Source organism: Pararhodobacter sp. SW119, from assembly GCF_017811755.1.
In the GTDB taxonomy this organism is placed as follows: Bacteria; Pseudomonadota; Alphaproteobacteria; order Rhodobacterales; family Rhodobacteraceae; genus Pararhodobacter.
Genome location: NZ_JADDJF010000008.1, coordinates 16,934 through 37,929, shown reverse-complemented (window position 1 = coordinate 37,929; position 20,996 = coordinate 16,934). Strand labels below are relative to the sequence as shown.

The window sequence follows — 20,996 nt, the reverse complement described above, 5'->3', positions numbered from 1 at the left end:
AGCGCAAACCCATCGCGGGGTCAGACGCCGGATTTTCGTTTTGCCGTCGCATTTTTTTCTTGCGATCACGACGTGTGAAAAAATCGCGTCAACGCATAGCGATCCACTTTCGTTTTGGCATAAATCGAACATTCAGCGCACAAAACGCGTTTGTGTTTGCGCGAACTTTGTTCATGTGTTTTCTTATTTCGTAATGAGCAAGCAGGTCCGGGAGGGGATGTGCCGCATCAAGCCGACAGCCGCGCGCCGAAGCCGGACCCGTCCGATCTGCTGATCATCGGCGGCGGGATCAACGGCTGCGGGATCGCGCGCGACGCCGCCGGGCGCGGCCTTTCGGTGGTTTTGGCCGAGCGTGGCGATCTGGCCGGGGCGACCTCCTCGGCGTCGACCAAGCTGTTCCACGGCGGGCTGCGCTACCTGGAGTATTTCGAGATCCGACTTGTCCGCGAGGCGCTGATCGAGCGCGAGACGCTGCTGCGCGCCATGCCGCATATCAGTTGGCCGATGCGATTCGTGCTGCCCTACCATCGCGACATGCGATTCGAGAGCGACACGCCGACCTCGAAGCTGCTGGGCGTGGTGATGCCGTGGATGCGGGGGCGCAGGCCGGCCTGGCTGATCCGGCTCGGGCTGTTCCTCTACGATCATCTTGGCGGGCGGAAGATCCTGCCGGGAACGCGCGCGCTGTCGCTCAAGGACACGCCGGAGGGCGCGCCGCTGCAGCCGCGGTTCGAAACCGCCTACGAATACTCGGACTGCTGGGTCGAGGATTCGCGGCTGGTGGTACTGAACGCCCGCGACGCCGCCGCGCGCGGTGCCCGCATCCTGACCCATGCCGAGGTCGTCTCGGCCCAGGTCGAGGACGGGGTCTGGGCGGTGCGCGTGCGGTCCGGGGGCGAAACGCAGGTGCTGCGCGCCAGGATGCTGGTCAATGCCGCCGGGCCTTGGGTGGGCGACGTGATCCACGGCAAGTTGCGGCTCAACAGTCGCGAAAGCGTGCGCCTGGTGCGTGGCAGCCACATCGTCACGCGGCGGCTTTACGACCACGACAAGTGCTATTTCTTCCAGGGCACCGACGGGCGCATCATCTTCGCAATCCCGTATGAGCAGGACTTCACCCTGATCGGCACCACCGATGCCGAACACGCCGACCCGTCGCAGCCGCCCGTCTGCACCGAGGCCGAGCGCGACTACCTGTGCGATTTCGCCAGCCGCTATTTCGCGCGGCCGGTAACGCCCGAGGATGTGGTCTGGACCTATTCCGGCGTGCGCCCGCTTTACGACGAGGGGGCGAGTTCGGCGACGGCGGCGACGCGCGACTACACGCTGAAGATCGACCGGTCAGCCGGGGCGCCCGTGCTCAACGTCTTCGGCGGCAAGATCACGACATACCGCCGCCTGGCCGAAAGCGCGATGGCCAAGATCGGGAGCGTCCTGAGCGTGACCAAAGGCGACTGGACGGCGGGCGTGCCGCTGCCGGGGGGGGATTTTTCGGTCGACGGGGCGCCCGACATGGCCGCCGGGTTGCGGGCGGACTTTCCTTTCCTGACCGACTACTGGGCGCGGCGGCTGGTGCGGGCCTACGGGACCGAGGCGCGCGAGATTCTGGGTACGGCGCAAGAGGCAGCCGATCTGGGCCGGGACTTCGGCGAGACGCTCACCGAGGTCGAGGTGACCTGGCTGATGCGCCGGGAATACGCCCGCACCGCGGAAGATGTGCTATGGCGACGCAGCAAGCTGGGCCTGCGCATGACGGCGGCGCAGATCGACACACTTGAGGCGTGGATGCGCGAACACGCCCTGAGGCAGGGCCAGGCCGCCGAGTAGGGCCGGGACGACGAGAGGGGGGGAAATGTCACTTGTACTGGATGGCGTCTCGAAGCGGGTCGACGGGCTGGTTCATATCCACCGCACGGACCTGACGCTTGAACGCGGCACGATGAACGTGCTTCTGGGTCCGACGCTGTCGGGCAAGACCTCGCTCATGCGGCTGATGGCCGGGCTCGATGCGCCGGCGACCGGCCGAATCCTGTGGGAGGGACGCGATGTCACCGGCATGCGGGTGCAGGACCGCAAGGTGGCGATGGTCTACCAGCAGTTCATCAACTACCCGTCGATGAGCGTCTACGACAACATCGCCTCGCCCCTGCGGCTGATGCGCCTCGACCGGTCCGAGGTCGACCGGCGGGTGCGCGAAACCGCCGAGTTGATGAAGATGACCCCAATGCTGGAGCGCAAGCCGTTGGAACTGTCGGGCGGCCAGCAGCAGCGCTGCGCGCTGGCACGGGCGCTGGTCAAGGATGCGGGGCTGGTGCTGCTGGACGAGCCGCTGGCGAACCTCGACTACAAGCTGCGCGAGGAATTGCGTGCCGAGATCCCGCGCATCTTCGAGGAATCGGGTGCGATCTTCGTCTATGCGACGACCGAGCCCGAGGAGGCGCTGCTTCTGGGCGGCAACACCGCGACCCTGTGGGAGGGGCGGATCACCCAGCTGGGCCCGACGCCGCAGGTCTATCGCCAGCCCTGCGACACGATCACGGCGCGCGTCTTCTCGAACCCGCCGATGAACTTTACCCGCGTGGTAAAGGCCGGCGATCGGATCAACTTTGGCGAAGGACAGTCGGCACCGGCCGGCGGCGCACTCGCCGGGCTGGCCGATGGCGCCTATACCGCCGGGTTCCGCCCCGACCACCTGCATCTTCAGCCGACGGCGGAGGACCAACTGCAATTCGATTGCCGCCTGCGCGTCACCGAGATTACCGGCGCCGAGACCTTTCTGCACCTCGATCACGGGGCCGACCGATGGGTCGGGCTGGTGCACGGCGTGCAGGATCTGCGCTACGGCGCGCCAATCAAGGTCTGGCTGGATGCCGCGCATGTCTATGTCTTTGCCGAGAGCGGCGAACTCGTGGCGCCCGCGACCTTCGCGCGCGCCGCCTGAGAGGGAGGGGATATGGCCCGGATCACGCTTGAAAACCTCGCGCATTCCTACCTGCCCAGACCGCAGGGCGAAGAGGATTACGCGCTCAAGCAGCTTGACCATGTCTGGAACGATGGCGAGGCCTACGCGCTGCTCGGCGCCTCGGGTTGCGGAAAGACGACGCTGCTGAACATCATCTCGGGCCTGTTGAAGCCCTCGCGCGGGCGCATCCTCTTCGGCGACGAGGACGTGACCCAGAAGGACACGGTCGGCCGCAACATCGCGCAGGTGTTCCAGTTTCCGGTCGTCTACGACACGATGACCGTCCACGACAACCTGGCCTTCCCGCTGCGCAACCGCGGCATGGACGCGACCTACGTGGCGCAGCGCGTCCAGAAGATCGCCGAAATGATCGGCATGGAGGACGTGCTGCGGCGAAAGGCCAGCGGCCTGACGGCAGACGCCAAGCAGAAGATCAGCCTGGGCCGCGGCATGGTGCGCGAGGACGTGAACGCGATCCTGTTCGACGAACCCCTGACCGTCATCGACCCGCACATGAAGTGGGAGTTGCGCACCCAGCTCAAGGCGCTGCACAACGAATTCGGCCATACGATGATCTACGTCACCCACGACCAGACCGAGGCGCTGACCTTCGCCGACCGGGTGGTGGTGATGCACGACGGCCGCGTCGTGCAACTGGGCACGCCGACCGAACTGTTCGAGCGGCCGGAGCACACCTTCGTCGGCTATTTCATCGGCTCGCCCGGCATGAACCTGCTCGAGGCCGAGGTATCGGGCGACATGGCGACCTGCGCGGGTCACGCGGTCCCGCTTGGCGCCCGGTACGCGCCACTTTCCGGCCGCGTCCAGATCGGCGTGCGGCCAGAGTTCGTCTCGCTCGCCACCGGGGACGAAGGCCTGCCCGTCACCATCCGCCGGATCGAGGACGTGGGACGCCACCAGATCCTGCGCGCCGAATTCGCCGGCCAGCCGATCAACGCGATCCTGCCCGAGGAGACGCCCATTCCGGCCGATGCCCACCGGCTGAAGTTCGATCCCGCGCGGGTCGGCGTCTACGTGGACGACTGGCGCGTGACCCCGCAGCACAGCGTCGTAACCTCTCAGAAAGAGGCCGTCTGATGGACAAGGTTCAGAACAACAAGGCCTGGTTCCTGGTCCTGCCGGTGCTGGTTCTGGTCGCCTTCTCGGCGGTGATCCCGCTGATGACGGTGGTCAACTATTCGGTGCAGGACACGTTCGGCAACAACGTCTTCTTCTGGGAGGGGCTGGGCTGGTTCAAGGAGGTGCTGACCTCCAGCCGCATCCACGGCGCACTCGGGCGGCAGCTGGCCTTCTCGGGCCTCATCCTGGCGATCCAGATCCCGCTGGGCATCGCCATCGCGCTCTGCATGCCCAAGCGCGGTTTCTGGGCGTCGGTTTGTCTGGTGCTGATGGCGCTGCCGCTGCTGATCCCGTGGAACGTGGTCGGCACCATCTGGCAGATCCTGGGGCGCACCGACATCGGCCTTCTGGGCCACACGCTGGCCGGCCTTGGGGTCGATTGGAACTATTCGCGCAACCCGGTTCACGCCTGGATCATCGTGGTGACCATGGATGTCTGGCACTGGACGTCGCTGGTGGCGCTGCTGGCCTATGCCGGGCTGCAGTCGATCCCCCAGGCCTATTACCAGGCCGCCAAGATCGACCAGGCCAGCCGCTGGAAGGTCTTTCGCTACATCGAACTGCCGAAGATGCGCGGCGTGCTGCTGATCGCCATCCTACTGCGCTTCATGGACAGTTTCATGATCTACACCGAACCCTTCGTCGTCACCGGCGGCGGTCCGGGCAGCGCCACCAGCTTCCTGTCGATCGACTTGGTGAAGATGGCGCTGGGGCAGTTCGACCTCGGCCCCGCGGCGGCCTTCTCGATCATGTACTTCCTGGTGATCCTGCTGGTCAGCTGGGTGTTCTATACCGTGATGACCAACCTCGACCGGGTGGAGGTCAAGTGATGGCGACGACAAGCGAAACCCTCCGCCCCGCCGCCCGGACCTTCAGCCTGCCCAAGGTGCGCCTTGGTACGCTGGTGATGGTGCTCTACCTGATCTTCATGCTGGTGCCGATCTACTGGCTGGTGAAGATGAGCCTGCAGACCAACCGAGAGATCACCGGGGTCTTCACCCTCTGGCCGCAGAACCCGACGCTGGACAACTACCGCGTTATCCTCACCGACGCGTCCTGGTACATGGGTTACGTCAACTCGATCACCTATGTGGTGATCAACACGCTGCTGTCGCTCGCCGTCGCGCTGCCCGCGGCCTATGCCTTCAGCCGCTACCGGTTCCTGGGCGACAAGCACCTGTTCTTCTGGCTTCTGACCAACCGCATGGCGCCGCCCGCGGTCTTCGCCCTGCCCTTCTTCCAGCTCTATTCCTCGGTCGGGCTGTTCGACACGCATCTGGCGGTGGCGCTGGCGCATACGCTTTTCAACGTGCCGCTGGCGGTCTGGATCCTGGAGGGTTTCATGCGCGGCGTGCCGAAGGAAATCGACGAGACCGCCTATATCGACGGCTATTCCTTCCCGCATTTCTTCGTCAAGATCTTTATGCCGCTGATCGCCAGCGGGATCGGGGTCGCGGCCTTCTTCTGCTTCATGTTCTCCTGGGTCGAGCTTTTGCTGTCGCGCACGCTGACGGCGGTGAACGCGCAACCCATCGCCTCGATCATGACGCGCACGGTCTCGGCCTCGGGGCTGGACTGGGGGGTGCTGGCGGCGGCGGGGGTGCTGACCATCATCCCCGGCGCGCTGGTGATCTACTTCGTCCGCAACTACATCGCCAAGGGCTTCGCCCTGGGCCGCGTCTGAGATCGATCAGGGAGGGACGCAATGAACCTGGAATGGATGGCCTGGACCGTACCGACCGCGATCTTCTTCGCGGTGATCGCCAGCCTGCTGATCCTCTTCACCATCCTCGGCATCCGCTACCCGGAAACGCCCCGGCGCGGGGTGCTGATGATCGAGACGACGCGCGGCGATCGGCTCTTCATCACGCTGCTCGGCTCGGCCTTCGTCAACGCCGCCTGGCTGGGGCTGACGGACCTGCCGCAATGGTGGGCACTCGGAATTTGCGCGATCTACGCCGCAGCGGTCTTCCGCTGGGTCTGAAGGCGCAGATGCGCGGGTCCGGACGCCGGGAAAAACCCGACGCGCGGACACGCAGAACTGAAACGGTTCTATCCATGGGAGGAAATTACATGAACCGACTATTGAAAAGCTCAACCGCGCTGGCTCTGGCGCTGACGGTCACGGGGGTGCCGGCATTCGCCGACATGGACGCCGCGCGCGCGTTCCTCGATGAACATGTCAACGACATGTCGGCCCTGACCCGCGAGGAACAGGAATCCGAGATGCGGTGGTTCATCGACACGGCCGAACCCTACCGCGGCATGTCGATCAACGTGGTGTCGGAAACGATCACCACGCACGAGTGGGAATCGCGCGTCCTGGCGCCCGCCTTCACGGCGATCACCGGGATCAACGTCACCCACACGCTGATCAGCGAAGGCGACGTGGTCGAACGGCTGCAGACCCAGATGCAGACCGGCGAGAACGTCTTCGACATGTACATCAACGATGCCGACCTGATCGGCACGCACTGGCGCTACCAGCAGGTGCGCAACCTGACCGACTGGATGGAGGGCGATGGCGCCGAGGTCACCAACCCGAACCTCGATCTCGACGACTTCATCGGCCTCGACTCGGCCACCGGGCCGGACGGCAAGCTTTATCAGTTGCCCGTCCAGCAGTTCGCCAACCTCTATTGGTTCCGCGCCGACTGGTTCGACGACCCCGACCTGCAAGCCGAATTCGAATCCGAATACGGCTATCCGCTGGGCGTTCCGGTGAACTGGGCCGCCTACGAGGACATTGCCGCCTTCTTCACCGGGCGCGAGATCGACGGCCAGACCGTCTATGGCCACATGGACTACGGCCGCCGCGATCCCTCGCTCGGCTGGCGCTTCACCGATGCCTGGCTATCGATGGCCGGCGCCTCGGACCTCGGCCTGCCCAACGGCGTGCCGGTGGATGAATGGGGCATCCGCGTGGACGAGGACTTCCGTCCCGTGGGGTCGTGCATGGCGCGCGGCGGGGCCACCAACAGCCCCGCGGCGGTCTATTCGATCGAGAAATACGTCGACTGGCTCAACAACTACGCGCCGCCGGCCGCCGCCGGCATGAACTTCTCTGAATCCGGGCCGGTCCCGGCGCAGGGCAACATCGCGCAGCAGATCTTCTGGTACACGGCCTTCACCGCCGACATGGTCGCCGACGGCCTGCCCGTGGTGAACGAGGACGGCACGCCGAAGTGGCGCATGGCCCCCTCGCCCTCGGGTGTCTACTGGCAGGAGGGGATGAAAGTCGGCTACCAGGACGTGGGTTCGGCCACGTTGATGCAGTCGACGCCGGTGGATCGCGCCCAGGCCGCCTGGCTCTATGCGCAGTTCATCGCCTCGAAAACGGTCGATGTGGCGAAGTCCCACTACGGGCTGACCTTCATCCGTGAGTCGACGATCAACCACGACAGCTTCACCGAACGCGCGCCGCGCCTTGGCGGCCTGGTGGAGTTCTACCGCTCGCCCGAGCGTGAGAAGTGGACCGACACCGGCTTCAACGTGCCGGACTATCCGCGTCTGGCGCAGCTCTGGTGGCAGAACATCGGCGATGCCTCCTCGGGTGCGCGCACCGCGCAAGAGGCCCTTGACGCGCTCTGCGATCAGCAGGAAGCGGTCATGGCGCGGCTGGAGCGGTCGGGCGTTCAGGGCGATATCGGCCCCCGCCTGAACGAACCCCAGGACGCGCAATACTGGCTCGACCAGCCCGGCGCCCCCTGGCCGCAGCTGGAGGACGAACGCGGCGAGCCGCAGACCATCGCCTATGACGAGCTGATCCGCCGCTGGACGGATTGATACCCAACGCCGGGACCGATGGATCCATCGGTCCCGGCCCGAAACCGATGCGGGGCGGTGCTTGCGCCGCCCCGCATCCTGCGTTCAACTCGACTGAAGACAACTTCGGCAATGCAATCCGGACCGGACAGGGGGAACCGCGATGACACATGTGCTGGCACTCGATCAGGGCACCACCTCCAGCCGTGCCATCGTCTTCGATGCGCAAATGCGGATCGCCGCTGCCGCGCAGGAGGAATTCACCCAGCACTATCCCGACTCCGGCTGGGTCGAACACACGCCCGCCGACCTGTGGTCGACCACGGCCGCGACCGCCCGCGCCGCGATCGAGAAGGCCGCGCTGCGTACGACCGACATCGCCGCCATCGGCATCACCAACCAGCGCGAGACGACGCTGGTCTGGGATCGCAAGACCGGCAAGCCCCTGCACAACGCCATCGTCTGGCAGGACCGCCGCACCGCCGATTTCTGCGCAAGCCTGCGCGCCGAGGGGCACGAGAAGCTGATCACCGAACGCACCGGGCTGCTGGTCGATCCCTATTTTTCTGGCACGAAGCTGAAATGGATCCTCGACAAGATCGACGGCGCGCGCGACCGCGCCCGCAAAGGCGAGCTGGCTTTCGGCACCGTCGATACCTGGCTGATCTGGAACCTTACCGGCGGCGCGGTCCACGCGACCGACGCCACCAACGCCGCCCGCACGATGCTCTATGACATCCACAAGGGCCGCTGGAGCCGCACGATCTGCGACCTGCTCGACATCCCGATGGAACTGCTGCCCGAGGTGCGCGACTGCGCCGCCGATTTCGGCACGACGCGCGCCGACCTTTTCGGGCGGGAAATCCCGATCCTGGGCGTGGCGGGCGACCAGCAGGCGGCGACGCTGGGCCAAGCCTGCTTCACCCCCGGCATGGTGAAATCGACCTATGGCACCGGCTGCTTTGCCGTCCTCAACACCGGCGAGACGCCGGTCACCTCGACCAACAAGCTGCTCACCACCATCGCCTACCAACTGGACGGCCGGCCGACCTACGCGCTCGAAGGGTCGATCTTCATCGCCGGCGCGGTGGTCCAGTGGCTGCGCGACGGGCTGAAGGTGATCCGCGCCGCGCCCGAGACGCAGGCGCTGGCCGAATCCGCCGATCCGGCGCAGGACCTGGTGCTGGTGCCCGCCTTCGTCGGCCTCGGCGCGCCCTACTGGAACCCCACGGCGCGCGGCGCGGTCTTCGGGCTGACGCGCAATTCCGGCCCGGCCGAGTTTGCCCGCGCGGCGCTGGAAAGCGTCGGCTACCAGACCCGCGATCTGCTGGAGGCGATGCAGGCCGACTGGAAACGCGAAGGCGCGCAGCCCAGCCTGCGCGTCGATGGCGGCATGGCGGCCAGCGACTACGCCATGCAGTTCCTGTCGGACATCCTGGGTGCGCCGGTCGACCGGCCGCAGGTTCTGGAAACCACGGCGCTGGGGGCGGCGTGGCTGGCCGGCATGCGCGCGGGCCTCTACCCCGCGCAGGAGGAATTCGCCGCACAATGGTCGATCGAGCGTCAGTTCACCCCGGCAATGGACGACAAGGCCCGCAACACGCGCTACGCCCGCTGGCGCCGCGCCGTAGAGGCCGTGCTGACGATCTGACACCGGCGCAAAACCGGGCGTGTGCGCGCGCGACAGGCGCCACCCCCCTGCCCAGCGACTTCTGAACCTGCGGGACGACCCGAAGCGCAACCGAATATGCTTGCGCATAACGACGGTATAACGCGGCGCATCGTAGCAGTGAGCGTCCGGGCCGCGCGAAAGGCAGGGTCGATCCTGTATCGCACCCGCGCCAGGCGCACCCGGACCGGGCGGGGTGGGGTTCTTGGCGGTCCCCACCTCGCTCGACTCTCTCGCGTACGCGTACGCGGTGGGGATCGGGCGTTGCCTGCGCTCCGCGTCTCTTGATAGAGACGGGCGACTCTGGGCGGCTTGCGCGATGGAAAGATCAGTCGAACCGATCCTGCCGAACCCCGGCCAACGCCTGGCCCGGGGCGTCTGCCGGGCGCTGCGCGCCCTCGACTTCGCCGCGCTGGAGGAGGTGACACCCGAACCCGGCCTGCGCGTCGACGTCATGGCCCTGGGCCCAGGCGGAGAGATCTGGATCGTGGAGTGCAAATCCTGCCTGTCCGATTACCGCGCCGACCGGAAATGGCAGGGCTACCTGCCGTGGTGCGACCGCTTCTTCTGGGCGGTCGGCGCGGACTTTCCGACCCAGGTGCTGCCGGACGAAAGCGGCCTGATCCTGGCCGATGATTTCGACGCCGAGATCGTTCGCCCCTCGCCCCCCATGCGGCTCGCGCCCGCCCGCCGCCGCGCCCTGACGCTGAGATTCGCGCGCATGGCCGCCTATCGCCACCACTTCCTGCGCGATCCCCGCGCCTGAGGCCCGTGAAGCCGCAAGGCCGTTCCAGTGGATCTGAACCGTGCGCGAGACACCGGAAAGGTCCTTGGGCACCTTGGCCCAAGGTGCGTGAGGGCACGCGAGCAGGCAGCCTTTTCGCACCCTGGCTCAAAGGTTTCGCTGTGGTTAACGGCAGAGAAAAGTATCATTTATAACAGTAACTTGGCAAAGTGTCCAAATTTGGACACTTCACAAATTCCTGCCGATTCCACCCTTCGAAACGCCCAGCAGACGCCGCCCCGGATCAGTTCGAGAAGGTGGCGAGGTAGGCGTACATGTCCTCGGCGCCCGAGCGCATCTGGAAATTCATCGGCGACCGCGCGCGGTCGTTCCCGCTCTGCTGACGGATGAACCCGGTCGGATCCTCCACGTAGGCGACGAAGCTCGCCTCGTCCCAGACAAGCCCGCTGTTGCCCGCCGCGGCCAGTTCCTCGCTGTAGCGGAACCCATCGACGCTCCCCGCCCGCTGCCCGATCACCCCATGAAGGTTGGGGCCGACGCGGCCACCGCGCTGGATAACCTCGCCGTCGGGCGCGGTGATCATGTGGCACGACCGGCACTGCCGCCACTGCGCTTCACCTGCCGCAGGATCGCCCGCCTGCGCGGCCCAACCGGTGAAGGTCATCGCGGCAGCGGACGCGGCGAATAGGGCGGTTTTCCTGAACATGACGGTCCTCACTCTGTCTGGCGCATAGCCCGTTGAAAATGTGGTGACACAACCAGCGGTTCCATGCAAGCCACGCCCCAGCGTCACGCTGTCGCAAACGCAGGTATGAAGCGCGATTGTCCGCGGCTTTTTCAGGGTTTCAGTCGGTAGCCCGTGCGAAACCACCACCAGGACAGTAGCGCCAGCACCGCCGTCGTAAGGACGACGATGGTCAACCCCAGTACCGGGTCGCTGTCGGACCGTCCCAGATAGCCGTAGCGCGCGCCGTCGATCAGGTAGAAGACCGGATTGGCATGACTGACCGCCTGCATCCAACCCGGCAGCGCCTCCAGCGTATAGAAGGTGCCCGACAGAAACGCGAGCGGCGTGACGATGAAGTTGGTGATCGCCGCGATCTGGTCGAACTTGTTGGACAGGATCCCCGCGACGATCCCCATCGCCCCCAGCATGCAGGCGCCGACCAGCACGATCAGCAGCAACCACACCGGGTTCGCCGGCACCATGCCAAGCGCCGGCCAGAGTGCCACCACCAGCAACGTCGCCACGATCAGCCCCCGCGCCGCCGCCCCGGCCAGGAACCCCGCGACCAGTTCGCCGGCCGAGAGCGGCGGCATCAGCGTGTCGACGATGTTGCCCTGCACCTTCGCGATCACGATCGACGAGGAGGTATTGGCAAAGGCGTTCTGGATCACCGTCATCATCAGAATGCCGGGCGCCAGGAAGTGAGTGAACGCCACCCCCATCACCGGCCCGCGTGACGGGCCGATCGCCAGCGTGAAGATCGCCAGGAACAACCCCGCCGTCACCAGCGGCGCAGCCAGCGTCTGCGTCCAGACCGCAAGGAAGCGCCGCGTTTCGCGCAGGGCCAGCGTCTGCATGCCCAGCCAGTTGACGCGGCCGAAGCGCCGCTCGCCCATGCCCCGTTTGCCGCTTGCCGTCATTTCGCCTGCGCCCGATTGCATTTGCAAATCCTTCGTCCCGGGCGACTTGCGTGTATGCGTCGCACCATGTAAGACAGCCCGTCGCCGAAAGACTGGGTGAAAGTCAAGACCGCGGCGCGCGCCATCGGGCGTGGATGCCGCCTTCCGGAGCCGAAAGAATGTCCTGGACCGAAGAACGCGTCGAACTCCTCAAGAAGATGTGGACCGAGGGCAAGTCGGCCTCGCAGATCGCCAAGGAACTTGGATCGGTCACGCGCAACGCGGTGATCGGCAAGGTGCATCGCCTGGGCCTGTCCAGCCGCAACGGCGGCGAAAGCCCCACCGCCGCCACGCCGGAACCCGCCACCACCGCCGCGCCCGCCGAAGCCGCGCCCGAGCCGCGCAGCGAGGAGCCGGTTGTCCCGGCCGCGCCGACCTCCGCCGTCAAGGAGCCGGTCGAACCGGCGCCGATCGAGAATGTCGTGCAGATGCCGGGGCGCCGTCCCATCGTGCCCGCGGGCCAGCCCCTGCCCCCACAACCCTCGGCCAACGAGATCAGCCCGGAGGCGCTGGCCAATGTGCGCGAGGTCGAGAAGACCGCGCGCAAGCTGAAGTTGATGGAGCTGACCGAACGGACCTGCAAGTGGCCGATCGGCGATCCGGCAACCCCGGAGTTCTGGTTCTGCGGCCTTCCGGTGGTGGCCGGGAAGCCCTATTGCGAAGCGCATGTCGGCGTCGCCTTCCAACCCATGCAGAGCCGGCGGGATCGGCGCCGCTGATCGGAAAGGGGCGCTAGGACCCGCGATTGCCAGGCTACCGGACGCCAGACGTTCTGGCATGATCCCGCGCATCTGCGCGGCAAATCCGGCGGTTGACGTGGACGTGGTTTCGCCCAGCATTAATCTCGTGTTAACACAAATTCAGCTATGGATCCCGGGTGTGGGTTGGAGCGACAGAATGCAGTCAACGAATCGTCAGGCCGCGCTATCGCCGCGACGGCTTGATTGCCGGGAAGAGCTGGCCGAAGCGGGATCGGTCCTGCTAATCGAAGCGCAGGAAGCCATGTCGTTTCTGTTGCCGCGTCCCGGCGTGCAGACCGTGGTCATCACGCATCGTCGGTTGCTGTCGGCCGGCATGATACAGACCGTCCGCCCCGATGTCGTTGTCGCGCCGCTGATCGCTGCGAAGTGGGATCTTGTCGAACTCGCCGATACCCTCGTCGGCTACGGCTATCGAGGCTCGATCTTTGCTCTGACCAAGCCGCTGCCGCGTGGGGAATTGATCCTAAGCGAACTTTCGGGCCTTTACCCGCCGCTGGATTTTCGCCTGCTCGAAGTGGCCTGAGCACGCGCCGGTTTCCGCCACGCTGAAGCGCTCTCTCTGGAAAATGACCTCTATGTCGTGGCAGGATCCCCCTTGTCGCGCCGCTTGTTCCGTGTAGCGCTCAGAGAGGGAGAGCCCGCATGCCCGCAAAATCGAAAGCCCAGCAACGCGCCGCCGGCGCCGCCCTTTCCGCCAAGCGAGGCGAGACGCCGGTTTCGGAGCTGCAGGGGGCGTCGAAGGAAATGTACGAAACGATGAGCGAGGACGAACTCGAGGATTTCGCCAGCACCTCGCATGACGGACTGCCCGAGAAGGTCGAAGGCGATGACTGACCGACCGTAAGAGACCGGCGACGTCTAGTCCCAGCCCATGCGTTGCAGATAGGATTCGATCAGCGGCACGTCCGAAGGGTTGTTCAGTTCCCAGAAAACCGCGCCGGGGGCTTCGACCTGCACCATGCGGATCGGGTGGCCGTTCTCGAGAAAGCGCAACTGCTCCAGCCCTTCCAGTTCTTCCAGCGGGCCGGGTGTCCATCCGGCATAGGCGGCCAAGCTTTCGCGGCGGTAGGCATAGACCCCGACATGGTGAAAGACCGGCACGATCCCGTTGACGATGCCCTGCCCGTTGGTAAAGGGGATCACCTCCTTCGAGAAATAGAGCGCACGGCCCACTCGGTCGAAGACGACCGTTGTGGCGCCTACCCGTCCTGCCTGTCGGTCCGCCAGCAGGTTGCGCACGGTCTCGGCATCGCAACGCAGGCAGGGTGTCGCCATCCCGCAGCCCGGGTCGGCGCGCATCGCCTCGATCAGCGCAGCCACGAAATGTGGCGGGGTCAGCGGGGCGTCACCCTGCAGATTGATCACGATCTCGGCCTCGATGTCGGCGGTGTCGACGGCCTCGGCGACGCGTTCCGTGCCGTTGCGGCAGTCGGACGAGGTCATGATGACTTCGGCACCGATCCGGCGCGCCTCGGCCGCTATGCGATCGTCGTCGGTGGCCACGAAAACGGGTATCCTGCCGTCCGCCGCGGCCCGCGCCGCCGTGACACTGCGCTCCAGCAGCGTGCGGGCCTCACCGCCTGCGCCGCGCAGGGTGGCGAGCGGCTTGCCCGGATAGCGGGTACTGGTATAGCGCGCCGGAATGACGATGCAGGCTTCCATCAGAGGCCCTTCGCCAGCGCGTCGAACGCGCGCAGTTGCCCGATCAGTTCTGCCATCTGATCCAGCGGGATCATGTTCGGGCCGTCGCTGGGGGCATTGTCCGGATCCTGATGCGCCTCGATGAAAAGCGCCGCGACGCCGACCGCGCAGGCGGCGCGCGCAAGCACCGGGGCGAACTGCCGCTGCCCGCCCGAGCGGCCACCCAGCCCGCCCGGCTGCTGCACCGAATGCGTCGCATCGAAAACCACGGGCCAGCCGGTCTCTGCCATGATCGGCAGCCCGCGGAAATCCGTGACCAGCGCATTGTAGCCGAAGGAAGTGCCGCGTTCGCACAGCAGGATCCGGTCGTTGCCGGTCGAGGCGACCTTGTCGGCGACGTTCTTGATGTCCCAGGGGGCCAGAAACTGACCTTTCTTGATGTTCACCGCCCGGCCGGTTTCGCCGGCGGCCAGCAGCAGATCCGTCTGCCGACACAGGAACGCCGGGATCTGCAGCACGTCGACCGCACTTGCGACGATGGCGCAATGCCAGGGTTCGTGCACATCGGTCAGCACCGGCACCCCGTATTCGGCGCGGATGTCGGACAGGATCTGCAGCCCCTCCTCCATTCCTAAGCCACGCGTTGTCCCCAGGCTCGATCGGTTCGCCTTGTCGTAACTCGCCTTGAAGACGAGTTTCGTTCCGGTCGACGCGCAGGCTTCCAGCAGACCCTCGCAGATCATCCGCGCATGGGCGTGGCTTTCCAGCTGGCAGGGGCCGGAGATCAGCGCGATCGGGTTCGTCGCGCCAATATCGATCTCGCCGATGCGGACAATCTGGCCAGTCATGCGGTCCCTCATGCAACGCCGACGCGGAGAAGATCATGCAGATGCAGGATGCCCGCCGGCCGATCCCCACCAAGCACGATCAGCACGCCGATCTTTCGTTCGTTCATCATCGACAGCGCCTCGGCGGCCAGCGTGTCGGTTTCGATGGTCACCGGGTTGCGCGTACAGACTTCGCCCGTCCGCCGCTCCAAAAGGCCGGACATGTTGCGCCGCAGGTCGCCGTCGGTCACCACGCCGACCAGTGCGCCGCTCGAATCGGTCACCGCCGCAATGCCGAACCCGCCGGCGGTCATCGCCAGGATCGTCTCGTCCATCGGTGTCTCTTCGTTGACGGTCGGCACCTTTTCGGGCCCGTGCATCACCTGTCGCACCGTGGTCAGTTGCGCGCCCAGTTTGCCGCCGGGGTGAAAGGCGCGAAATTCGTCCAGCCGAAAGCGACGCGCCTCCATCAGTGCGATGGCCAGCGCGTCGCCCAGTCCCAGCATCAGCGTGGTCGAGGTCGTCGGCGCCATGCCGATCGAGCAGGCTTCGGGCAGGTCGGGGATCGTCAGTAGGTAGTCGGACGCCCGCATCAAGGCGCTGGCCGGCTCGCGCGACATGCCCACAAGCGGGATGGAAAAGCGCGCGCAATGGGCGATCATGTCGCGCAATTCGACCGTTTCGCCGCTGTTCGACAGAAGGATGCAGATATCGTCCGGCGTCACCATGCCCAGGTCGCCGTGGCTCGCCTCGGCCGGATGGACGAAGAACGCGGGGGTTCCGGTCGAGGCAAAGGTCGCCGCGATCTTGCGCGCCACATGGCCGGACTTGCCGATGCCGGAGAGGATCGCGCGCCCCCGGATGTTCAGGATGGCGTCGATCGTGCGTGCGAAATCCGCGGGCAGCGCATTGGCCAGCGTCAGCAGCGCCTGCCCCTCGATCCGCAGAACGCGCGCGGCAGCGGCGGCATGGGTCAGGCTGGTCGACCGATCCTCAGGCTGATGGGTTTTCTGCATGAGCCGCCCGCGCGATTAACCTGCGCCCCGAAACACCCCGGAGCGAGACCCTCATAGTGTCATTCCCCCCGCTTCGCCAGTCCCTGCCCCCTTGCAGGACGATGCTGCGGTCCGAGACTGGCGGGATCGGCCACAAGAAGGTATCACCGATGGGGAGCCTGTTCCGCGCTTGGCCAAGGGTCCGTGGCGTATCAATCGAGTTGCGGGCAGCGCTCTCACCAGTTTGCGCCCGGTATCATCGTGGAGGCCGAGGGTGGCGGCTGACAGCGCGTGGAGAATTCGATGGAGGCAAGCAGATGATCCTCGGACATATCGGTGCGCGAAAGGGATCAAAGGGCGTGCCCGGCAAGAACTTTCGACCAATCTGCGGCAAGCCGCTGATCGACTGGTCACTCGATCAGCTTTTCGCGAATCCGCGCGTGGACGCCGTGGTGGTGTCCACCGACGATCCGCAGATTCACGACCATGCCGTCGCGCGCGGTGCGCTGGACATCGGGCTGCGGCCCGCAGAGCTTGCCACCGACACGGCGCCGAAATGGGGGGTCTGGCAGCATGCCCTGGACGCGGCCGAGGCGCAGACAGGTCCCGTCTCGGCCTTTCTCGACCTTGACTGCACGTCGCCGCTTCGCCTTCCCGAAGACATCAATGCCGCGCTCGATCTTTTCGAGGGGGAGGCGCCGGACATGGTGATGAGCGTTTGCGAGGCGCGCAAGAACCCTTATTTCAACATGGTCGAGCCCGACGAAACCGGCGCCCTGCATGTCTCGAAGCCGCTGCCCGGGGGGGTCTGGGCGCGGCAGGACGCTCCGGTCGTCTACGAACATGTCGGGGTCGTCTATGTCGTCGCACCAAGCTACCTGCGGCAGGCAAGGACGATCTACGAAGGCCGGGTGATCCCGCTGGTCCTGCCAGCGGACCGCTGCCACGACATCGATTCGCCCCACGATCTGCGGCTGGTCGAGTTTCTGCTGAAGGAACAGCTTGCCGCGGGCCTCAGGAAGGCCTGATCCGCGCCAGAAGCCGGGGGATCGCCGCCAGGGTCTTTTGCGTCGCATCCGAATGGGCCGCGACGAAGGCGGCGATGGCGGCGGGTTCCGCCCGTGGGGCCGCGATAAGGTGTCGGGCAAGCGACGCCGCGTCGGGGACGGAATGCGCGACGTCCGCCGCCTCGGCCTCGACGAACGGATATTCGATCGTGTGGACATGCGGCCCGGTCACGACCGGTCGGCCCAGCAGAAGCGCCTCGGAAATGTTATGCGCGCCCTTGGGGTCGAACCCGCCACCCACCACCACTTCGTCCGACATGGACAGGTAGAAGAACATCTCGCCCAAGCTGTCCCCGAGTAAAATGTCCGGCGTTTTCGGCGCGCGGTCCCAGGCCTCGGGTGAAAGCGCGGGACCAAGCGACGAGCGACGCAAGATCGTCAGCCCGGCGGCATGCAGGAAGTCATGTACCTCGTCGAACCTCTCGGGACGGCGCGGGACATAGACGAAGAGCGGGGGTTCGGCACTGGACGCCGCATGGTGCCGGCGCAGGGCCTCGATCGCATGCAGATAGGTCGAATCCTCGCCCTCGATGGCGCTGGCGATGCAGATCACGCGCCGGTCGGAGGCCCCGATCCATTCGCGCGCCGCCAGACCTGCGGCAACCTGCGCCCGCGGCACGGGCTGATCGAAGCGCAACTCGCCCGTCACCGCGATGTTGCGCACGCCGACGCTGGCGAAGCGGCTGGCCTGCAACTCGGACTTGACCAGCGCGCCGGCAAAGCCGGCCATCACCTTCTGGCGCAGGCGCAGCCCTCGCGAGTCCCGTTCGAGCGAGTCGTGGGGATACTGCGCGTTGCACATGAACAACGGCACATCGGCGGCGCGGGCGGCGAACACCATGCGCGGCCAGATCTCGATCTCCATCACCAGGCCATAGACCGGGCGAAAGGCGCGGAGAAAGCCGGCATAGGCCCAGGCCGTTTCCAGCGGCACCCAGACGGACTGCAACCGCCCCGCGGCGATGTCGTCCGCGAAGCTGCGCTCGGCCTCCGCCCGACCGGCGGGGGTGAAATGGGTCGTTACGACGCGTTCACCCTGTGCTAGAAGCGCCCGCACCAGCGGCACCGCCGAGCGCATCTCGCCCAGGCTGACCGCATGCACCCAGACCGCATCGGGCATGGCGCGCGGATAGCGGCCGAAGCGTTCGCGCAGTCGCGCGGTGTAGGCGGCGTCCCTTCGCCCCCGCCGCCACAGGTAGAGCAGGATCAGCGGCAAGCCGACGGTCCAGAGCATGGACCAGAACCCAAGGAACAGGCGCAGGGACCAGCTCATTCCCGCCCGCTTGCCAAGGTTAGCAACGCCTCGGCCAGCGGTGCCAGTGACCCCTGCGCGCGCTTGACGATCGCCTCGCCGCGCGCGGCGCGCTGGCGCAGGTCGGGACGCGACAGCGCCGCGGCCAGATCGCCGGGCGCCAGACGAATTGCCGCGCCCTCTGCTGCAAGCTGTGCGTAATCGACGACAAAGTTCGACACATCGGGACCGTGCAGAACCGCGCAACCGAGCGCTGCGGCCTCCCAGGGGTTATGTCCGCCGATCCGATCGAAGCACCCGCCGATCAACGCCGTATCCGCCAACCTGTACCAGAGCCCGAGTTCCCCATAGCTGTCCGCCAGAAACACCGACACGCCCTCGCCCGGCGCCTCGCCCGCGCTGCGCCTCGCATACGTCAGGTTTCTTTCCGCCAGCCCCCGCGCGATGCCGTCGGCCCGCCCGACATCGCGCGGCACCAGGATCAACAGCGCCGCGCGCAGGCGCGCCTGCGCCGACAGCGCCTCGGCCTCGTCCCCCGGGTGTGTCGAGGCCGCCACCCAGACCCGCCGGCCGGCAACCGCCTCGCGCAGGCGCGCCAGGTCCGCGGCATCGGCCGCGAGGGGCGGCGAAGACAGCTTCAGCGACCCGGTGACCTGCACGCCGCGCGCGCCCAGATCGACCAGCCGCGCCGCGCTCCCCTCATCCTGCGCGGTGACCATAACGAAACGTGACAGGACATCGGCATACAGCCCGCGCAGTCGGGTCCGCTTCGCATGACTTTCCGCGGTGATCCGGGCGTTGACCATCGCCAGCGGTATCCCCCGCGCGGCCGTCGCCGCGACCGCGCCGGGCCAGACCTCCTGCTCGGCCCAGACCGAAAGATCGGGGCGCCAGTGGTCAAGGAACCTCTGCAGATACCGCGGCGCGTCCAGCGGCAGGAACTGGTGACAGGTTCGCGGCGGCAGGTTGGCCGCGATCACCTTGGCCGAGGATCGCGCGGTCGACGTGACCAGAAACGAGGTGGCGGTCGATCGCTCTGCCATCTCCAGGATCAGCCCGCGAAGCGCCAGAACCTCGCCCAGCCCGACGGCGTGCAGCCAGACCAGTTGCCCGGACGGGCGCGGCAAAGCGGCCTCGCCCAGCTTTTCGCGCCAGCGCGCGGGGTCCTCGCGCCCGCGCGACAACCGCCGCCGCAGCATCGGCGCGGCCAGCAGCGGGATGGCGCGGCTGGCCAGAAGATAGGCGCGCAGCATCGCACCGCGGCGCGCGTCGGTCGGGGGCTCAGCCAATGTCGTGAAACACCTTTTGCAGCCCGCGGGACCAGAAACCGGGATCGGCCAGCACCTGCACGAAACGATCCGCCGCGCGCCCTTCACCGAATCCCTTGTCGCCGGCGTGGCGCCGGCCCCATTCGCGCTCCAGGAAATCCGCGATCGCCGCGGTGTCGGCGGCCGCGCAGGCGGTGACCGACCCCGCCTGCGACCGGTTCGTCTGCCGCGTGCCGACATCGAGCGAGGGGATGCCCAGAAACGGCGCCTCGCGCACGCCGGCGCTGGAATTGCCGACCATGCAGGCCGCGTTCTTCATCAGTTCCGAGAAATGCGCGAACCGCATCGACGGGATTGCGCGGAACCGCGCTTTCGGCAACCCGTCGAGGACGGCGAAGATCTGCTCCGATCCCGGGTCGTTGTTCGGCGCAATGATTACGAAGGCCCGCCCGGAAGCGTCGAGCGCGCCGAAGAGCGCGCGCGCCTGCGCTCCGATCGTCGCCTGCTCGCTGGTCACCGGGTGAAAGACCGCGATCCCGTAGTCCTGAAAACCGATATCGTAGCGCGCGCGGACCTGATCCAGCGTCACACCCGACGACCCGGCGTGGAAATCCAGCTCCGGGCTGCCGATCGCGTGGATCGAGGCGCGCGGTTCTCCCATCGCCATGACCCGCCGCGCTGCCGCTTCGGAGGAAACGAAGTGATGCGTCGCAAGCTTGGTGTTGCAGTGCCGGAACATCTCGTCGATCGTGCCCGAGACCTCGCCCCCCTCGACATGCGCCGAAGGGATGCCGTTCGTCGCGGCCACCAGCGCCGCGGCCAGCGCCTCGATCCGGTCGCCGTGCAGCACGATCAGGTCGGGCCGGTCCTCGGTCACGAAATCCGACAGCCCGACGACGGTCTTCGCCAGCACCAGGTCCTGCCCATCGCCCGGCCGCTGGTTGAGAAACTCGTGCACCCGCACGCCGGCCATCCGCTGCACCTCGAGCTTGGTCAGCCCGTAGCGTTCCATCATGTGCATCCCGGTGACGAAGAACGTCACCGAATGCCCCGCATCCCGCGCCGCCGCGGCAAGCGGTTCAAGCTTGCCGAAATCGGCGCGTGTGCCGGTCAGGAAAAGGAGATGGCGTCCCATGCGTCGGTCATCCACGATTTCCGAAGGATGGGCAACACTCGACGCCATGCGCCACGGAGCACACTCGAGGCTTTTCGTCTGGA

The 20,996-nt window shown here is 66.6% G+C and carries 21 protein-coding genes; 13 read left to right on the top strand and 8 right to left on the bottom strand.

Translation table 11 applies throughout. The annotated features are described in order from the left end of the window. Positions 1–219: 219 nt before the first annotated feature. From glpD to IM708_RS07100, 9 genes are all read left to right on the top strand, one after another. On the top strand, positions 220–1,827 hold the full coding sequence (gene glpD, locus IM708_RS07140; protein ID WP_209425654.1) for a glycerol-3-phosphate dehydrogenase: 1,608 nt from the start codon (positions 220–222) through the stop codon (positions 1,825–1,827). 25 nt (positions 1,828–1,852) lie between these two features. Then, on the top strand, positions 1,853–2,941 hold the full coding sequence (locus tag IM708_RS07135) for an ABC transporter ATP-binding protein (RefSeq protein ID WP_209425653.1): 1,089 nt from the start codon (positions 1,853–1,855) through the stop codon (positions 2,939–2,941). Between the two features lie 12 nt (positions 2,942–2,953). After that, entirely contained in the window at positions 2,954–4,060 is a 1,107-nt protein-coding gene (locus IM708_RS07130; RefSeq protein ID WP_209425652.1) for an ABC transporter ATP-binding protein, read from the top strand. Next, on the top strand, positions 4,060–4,932 hold the full coding sequence (locus IM708_RS07125) for a sugar ABC transporter permease (RefSeq protein WP_209425651.1): 873 nt from the start codon (positions 4,060–4,062) through the stop codon (positions 4,930–4,932). Before IM708_RS07130 ends, IM708_RS07125 begins: the two co-directional genes overlap by 1 nt. Beyond that, entirely contained in the window at positions 4,932–5,786 is an 855-nt protein-coding gene (locus tag IM708_RS07120) for a carbohydrate ABC transporter permease (RefSeq protein WP_209425650.1), read from the top strand. The genes IM708_RS07125 and IM708_RS07120 overlap by 1 nt, the downstream gene beginning before the upstream one ends. A 27-nt stretch (positions 5,787–5,813) precedes the next feature. Beyond that, positions 5,814–6,086 carry a DUF2160 domain-containing protein gene (locus IM708_RS07115; protein WP_209425760.1) on the top strand — a complete coding sequence of 91 codons (273 nt, stop codon included), beginning with the start codon at positions 5,814–5,816 and terminating at the stop codon, positions 6,084–6,086. 89 nt (positions 6,087–6,175) lie between these two features. Further along, positions 6,176–7,888, top strand: coding sequence for an ABC transporter substrate-binding protein (locus IM708_RS07110; RefSeq protein WP_209425649.1), 1,713 nt, complete (start codon positions 6,176–6,178; stop codon positions 7,886–7,888). 142 nt (positions 7,889–8,030) lie between these two features. Beyond that, entirely contained in the window at positions 8,031–9,518 is a 1,488-nt protein-coding gene (gene glpK, locus IM708_RS07105) for a glycerol kinase GlpK (RefSeq protein WP_209425648.1), read from the top strand. Between the two features lie 337 nt (positions 9,519–9,855). Then, entirely contained in the window at positions 9,856–10,302 is a 447-nt protein-coding gene (locus IM708_RS07100) for an MmcB family DNA repair protein (RefSeq protein WP_209425647.1), read from the top strand. A gap of 262 nt (positions 10,303–10,564) precedes the next feature. On the opposite strand, the gene IM708_RS07095 is transcribed toward IM708_RS07100, so the two are convergent. Further along, complete coding sequence (locus IM708_RS07095) at positions 10,565–10,987, bottom strand: cytochrome C (RefSeq protein ID WP_209425646.1); 423 nt, start codon at positions 10,985–10,987, stop codon at positions 10,565–10,567. A 131-nt stretch (positions 10,988–11,118) separates the two neighbouring features. Next, a complete protein-coding gene (locus tag IM708_RS07090) occupies positions 11,119–11,949 on the bottom strand; it encodes an ABC transporter permease (RefSeq protein ID WP_245243055.1) in 831 nt (276 codons plus the stop codon). A 137-nt stretch (positions 11,950–12,086) separates the two neighbouring features. Between IM708_RS07090 and IM708_RS07085 the strand changes: the two genes are divergently transcribed. The 3 genes from IM708_RS07085 (at position 12,087) to IM708_RS07075 (ending at position 13,562) form a co-directional block, all read left to right on the top strand. Beyond that, positions 12,087–12,686 carry a GcrA family cell cycle regulator gene (locus tag IM708_RS07085; protein ID WP_209425645.1) on the top strand — a complete coding sequence of 200 codons (600 nt, stop codon included), beginning with the start codon at positions 12,087–12,089 and terminating at the stop codon, positions 12,684–12,686. A gap of 58 nt (positions 12,687–12,744) precedes the next feature. Then, entirely contained in the window at positions 12,745–13,251 is a 507-nt protein-coding gene (locus IM708_RS07080; RefSeq protein ID WP_209425644.1) for a hypothetical protein, read from the top strand. A gap of 119 nt (positions 13,252–13,370) precedes the next feature. Then, positions 13,371–13,562, top strand: a complete 192-nt coding sequence (locus tag IM708_RS07075; RefSeq protein ID WP_209425643.1) for a DUF3008 family protein — start codon at positions 13,371–13,373, stop codon at positions 13,560–13,562. A gap of 24 nt (positions 13,563–13,586) precedes the next feature. On the opposite strand, the gene IM708_RS07070 is transcribed toward IM708_RS07075, so the two are convergent. The 3 genes from IM708_RS07070 to IM708_RS07060 are packed head-to-tail and all read right to left on the bottom strand — an operon-like array spanning position 13,587 to position 16,212. Continuing rightward, positions 13,587–14,390 carry a manno-octulosonate cytidylyltransferase gene (locus IM708_RS07070; protein WP_209425642.1) on the bottom strand — a complete coding sequence of 268 codons (804 nt, stop codon included), beginning with the start codon at positions 14,388–14,390 and terminating at the stop codon, positions 13,587–13,589. Continuing rightward, positions 14,390–15,217 (bottom strand): 3-deoxy-8-phosphooctulonate synthase, encoded by an 828-nt coding sequence (kdsA, locus tag IM708_RS07065; protein WP_209425641.1) that lies wholly within the window; start codon positions 15,215–15,217, stop codon positions 14,390–14,392. Before kdsA ends, IM708_RS07070 begins: the two co-directional genes overlap by 1 nt. 8 nt (positions 15,218–15,225) lie before the next feature. Beyond that, on the bottom strand, positions 15,226–16,212 hold the full coding sequence (locus IM708_RS07060; RefSeq protein ID WP_209425640.1) for a KpsF/GutQ family sugar-phosphate isomerase: 987 nt from the start codon (positions 16,210–16,212) through the stop codon (positions 15,226–15,228). A gap of 296 nt (positions 16,213–16,508) precedes the next feature. Here IM708_RS07060 and IM708_RS07055 point away from each other — a divergent pair, with 296 nt between their 5' ends. Beyond that, positions 16,509–17,219 (top strand): acylneuraminate cytidylyltransferase family protein, encoded by a 711-nt coding sequence (locus IM708_RS07055; RefSeq protein WP_209425639.1) that lies wholly within the window; start codon positions 16,509–16,511, stop codon positions 17,217–17,219. Here IM708_RS07055 and IM708_RS07050 read toward each other — a convergent pair. Genes IM708_RS07050 through neuC form a run of 3 tightly spaced genes read right to left on the bottom strand, consistent with a single transcriptional unit; the run spans position 17,206 to position 20,913 of the window. After that, positions 17,206–18,531 (bottom strand): glycosyltransferase N-terminal domain-containing protein, encoded by a 1,326-nt coding sequence (locus IM708_RS07050; protein WP_245243054.1) that lies wholly within the window; start codon positions 18,529–18,531, stop codon positions 17,206–17,208. The two genes, IM708_RS07055 and IM708_RS07050, sit on opposite strands and share 14 nt — an antisense overlap. After that, on the bottom strand, positions 18,528–19,799 hold the full coding sequence (locus tag IM708_RS07045) for a glycosyltransferase N-terminal domain-containing protein (protein ID WP_209425638.1): 1,272 nt from the start codon (positions 19,797–19,799) through the stop codon (positions 18,528–18,530). The genes IM708_RS07050 and IM708_RS07045 overlap by 4 nt, the downstream gene beginning before the upstream one ends. Beyond that, complete coding sequence (neuC, locus tag IM708_RS07040) at positions 19,792–20,913, bottom strand: UDP-N-acetylglucosamine 2-epimerase (RefSeq protein ID WP_209425637.1); 1,122 nt, start codon at positions 20,911–20,913, stop codon at positions 19,792–19,794. Before neuC ends, IM708_RS07045 begins: the two co-directional genes overlap by 8 nt. Positions 20,914–20,996 lie beyond the last annotated feature (83 nt).